This is a genomic window from Brachyspira catarrhinii, from assembly GCF_005518285.1.
Lineage (GTDB): Bacteria > Spirochaetota > Brachyspiria > Brachyspirales > Brachyspiraceae > Brachyspira > Brachyspira catarrhinii.
The window spans coordinates 1-3,150 of the sequence record NZ_SJDU01000274.1 but is presented as its reverse complement, the minus strand read 5'-3'; the positions used below and the strand labels follow the sequence as shown (position 1 = coordinate 3,150).

The 3,150-nt window shown below is 23.0% G+C and carries 4 protein-coding genes; all 4 read right to left on the bottom strand.

Annotation, left to right across the window (positions count from 1 at the left end):
- Positions 1-87: 87 nt before the first annotated feature.
- Complete coding sequence (locus tag EZH24_RS15115; RefSeq protein ID WP_137998874.1) at positions 88-714, bottom strand: ankyrin repeat domain-containing protein; 627 nt, start codon at positions 712-714, stop codon at positions 88-90.
- A gap of 73 nt (positions 715-787) precedes the next feature.
- Positions 788-1,384: a hypothetical protein gene (locus EZH24_RS09255; RefSeq protein WP_137998873.1), complete on the bottom strand. Its 597-nt coding sequence runs from the start codon at positions 1,382-1,384 to the stop codon at positions 788-790.
- 27 nt (positions 1,385-1,411) lie between these two features.
- The gene (locus EZH24_RS09250) at positions 1,412-2,059 is read right to left on the bottom strand and encodes a hypothetical protein (protein WP_137998872.1); all 648 of its coding nucleotides are present in this window, start codon (positions 2,057-2,059) and stop codon (positions 1,412-1,414) included.
- A gap of 31 nt (positions 2,060-2,090) precedes the next feature.
- Positions 2,091-3,074: a hypothetical protein gene (locus EZH24_RS09245; protein ID WP_137998871.1), complete on the bottom strand. Its 984-nt coding sequence runs from the start codon at positions 3,072-3,074 to the stop codon at positions 2,091-2,093.
- Positions 3,075-3,150 lie beyond the last annotated feature (76 nt).

The window sequence follows — 3,150 nt, the reverse complement described above, 5'->3', positions numbered from 1 at the left end:
TTAAAAAAAATAAACTAGTTAATAATTCAGTTAGCGTTATTAACTAGTTTTTTATTTAATGTTAGTATAAATAGATTTCAAAATTGTTTATCTTTTTCCATCTAATATTATTTTTTTTATTTCTTCAAAATTATTATTTTCAGCATAATCTAAAGCTGTTTTATTATCATTATCTTTAATATTTAAATCAGCACCTGCATTAATTAATGCCCTTACAATATCTTTATTTCCTTTTATAACAGCTATTATTAAAGGAGTTTTTCCATTTTCATCTTGGAAATTAATATTGGTATTTTTTTCGTATATGCATTCTAAAATTTCATGCAAATTTTCTGTATTGACATAATTCATTAAGTCCATATTAAAAGCAGCTAACTGTTCATCTGATAATATATTTTGACTGTCGGTACTTTGAGTGTATGATAAATTATTATTATTCATATTTTCAATTATAGCATTTATTTTTATTGATAATGAAACTAAATATAAAAGTATTGTAAAGAAAAAAACAAAAATAAATATTATAAAAATAGGTATCAATCCCAATAAAGTATCAAAATTCTTATAATTTAATATATCACCTATAAAACCAGTATTTGATAACATAAATGTAATAATGATACTAATTACAAACAGGGCAAATATTATCAACACTGTAAAGCCAATAGATTCTAGTAATGTTCCTTTATTAATATTTTTATTAAATTGAGACATAAAAAAACTCCTTAATTTATAATTTATACTTTAATAAAATTGATAATAATATATTTTTTATCCAATATATCATTTAATCTATATATTTAATTTTTGCATTATATGTTTCTAAACCAGGGCTATAAAATGTTGAAAATCTAATACCGAGTTTACTCAAATCATTGCTGAATATAGATTTTATAAATTCATTATTATATTTACAGCATAATTTAAAATAATCTAAATCATCTTCCCAACCAAATTCCCAATCTAATACCATACATTTAACATCAACTTTAGCACTTTTTTCAGTGATTTCACTAATCCTTATAAAATAACAATAAATATCAGACCAATTTTTATATTTCATATAATCTATTCTATTAGGTAATATATAAGTATTCCCATTTTCATCTTTTGTAATATAAATTAAATAATACTTTTCACTAGCATCATTGTTATCATCTTCATAAACAGGAAAATATCCATACTGTTTAGATTCTATAGGGGTAGAAAATTGTTCTTTCATCATTGAAATATAAAAATCAATTTCTTTTAATGAACCATACTTTTCAAATGTCATAGAATTTTTACCGAATTTCATTATGCAATTTTTTAATGGTTCTCTGCTATTTGAATAACAAAAACTATAAATGCATAAAAATAATAAAATTGTGAAAATTTTTTTCATTGTATTCTCCTTAAATTAAAAATAATTTTAATAACCGTACATCATCATAATATCAAGATTTCCTGCATGCAGAAGTATATGTCCGTTTTTTTCACTATTAACTTCTGTAAATAAACCTTTTTGTTCAAACCAAGCTTTCATTCTTAAAACTAATGCAGTTGCTTTACTTGCATAAGATGGTATATATACACAATAACGTCCTTCCGATTCCTCTTCTAATTCATACTCTTCATAATCACCGACATAAAAATTGATAAATATTTCTATACCTTGAGCTTCCATTTCTAGGTAAGGATCTTTTTTTAATTCTTGTTTTATTATATCTCTTTGTTTTTTTAAATAGGATTGTGATGTTTTTATAGTTTTATGCAATATTGTCTTAATATCGCTGTCTAGTACTGATATTAAAGTAACTTCAGCTTGAACGCTTGAAATTTCTGTAACATCATACAAATCATATCCATATAATTCAGACCACTGCCCTATAAAATCTCCAATAGTTTCAAATTGATCATTACTTGAAGCAGTTATAGTAAAAGATATTATTTCTTCTCCTATATTTTTATTTAGATATTCCAAAACTTCTTTTGCAAGTTCTTCTGTGCTAGAATAAGCATTCAAACTATTAATACTGCATGCAAAAAACAAGAAAAGTATTATTAAAATTTTTTTCATATTAAACTCCTAATAATTACAAAAATCATTTTTAATATGGAAACCCCATTAAACGTAAATAATCTCTGTAACAATATAAACATTCAAATTGTCTTGTATATATGTTATATATAAAATAAGACGACACTTTGCTTTTTCCGAACTTTTCAGATAATTCTTCATTAATTGAACTTTCAGATTTTAAACATACAGGACAGTTTTCTATACTAATTAAATCAGCTTTAGCAATAGATAATTTTTTAAAATTAATATAGGCATAATTTTTATCATAAGATATTGAAGATATATTCATTATATCAGGAGAATTACAGTCTACACAGTTTATGTCTGGATTTATTAAAAATGCCGAAATAGTTCTGGCATCTTCTATTTTACAAGCTATAGATAAAATATTTTCATTTTCAAATAGTACTGCAAATTTAGAATAATATCTTTCAACGATAGGCAAATTTTCAAAATCCTTCTCTAATGATTTATAATTTTTTAAACGTTCAATTTCAGATTTTTGTATTGCTTGATATTCAGCTTTTCTTTTTTCATAAGGCTCTTTACCATTAATAAAATTACTTTTATTATATGGTATATCAAAGCTCTGATCATACTCATTTGCAATTGAATAATATTTATTATTTTCATCTAAATTTTTATCTAATAACTTATATGTTTTTATTGGTTTTACTTCATAAAAACTTTTGATAATTGTTAATCTATCTTTATTCAAAAAAAATGCTGTAGGTTCAGTTCCATAATGAGCTGATTCTGCATTTTCAAAAACATATATATTATTTGAATCATATTTATAATCCAATACATTAAAATCAGTTATATTTAACATATCTTCATAAACACGAGTCCCACTTTTACTTAAATATAAATAATTAGTTTCTTTGGTTTCAGCATTTATATCATAATATATGCTTCCCAAGTGTTCTTCTATACTGTCTCTACTGCTTCCTTTATTGCAAGAAACAATTAAAAACACTAAAATAGTCAGTAAAAATAATATTTTTCTCATTTTTTATATCTCCTATTTTATTTTTTATTGCAATGCCGAAAGAGATGGCATTAATATATTTAAGTATTTCCAAAGA

What these genes read in the sequence shown, in the direction of transcription:
- EZH24_RS09255 (WP_137998873.1), bottom strand. Translation starts at nt 1,384, where the DNA reads ATGAAAAAAATTTTCACAATTTTATTATTTTTATGCATTTATAGTTTT.
- EZH24_RS09245 (WP_137998871.1), bottom strand. Translation starts at nt 3,074, where the DNA reads ATGAGAAAAATATTATTTTTACTGACTATTTTAGTGTTTTTAATTGTT.
- EZH24_RS09250 (WP_137998872.1), bottom strand. Translation starts at nt 2,059, where the DNA reads ATGAAAAAAATTTTAATAATACTTTTCTTGTTTTTTGCATGCAGTATT.
- EZH24_RS15115 (WP_137998874.1), bottom strand. Translation starts at nt 714, where the DNA reads ATGTCTCAATTTAATAAAAATATTAATAAAGGAACATTACTAGAATCT.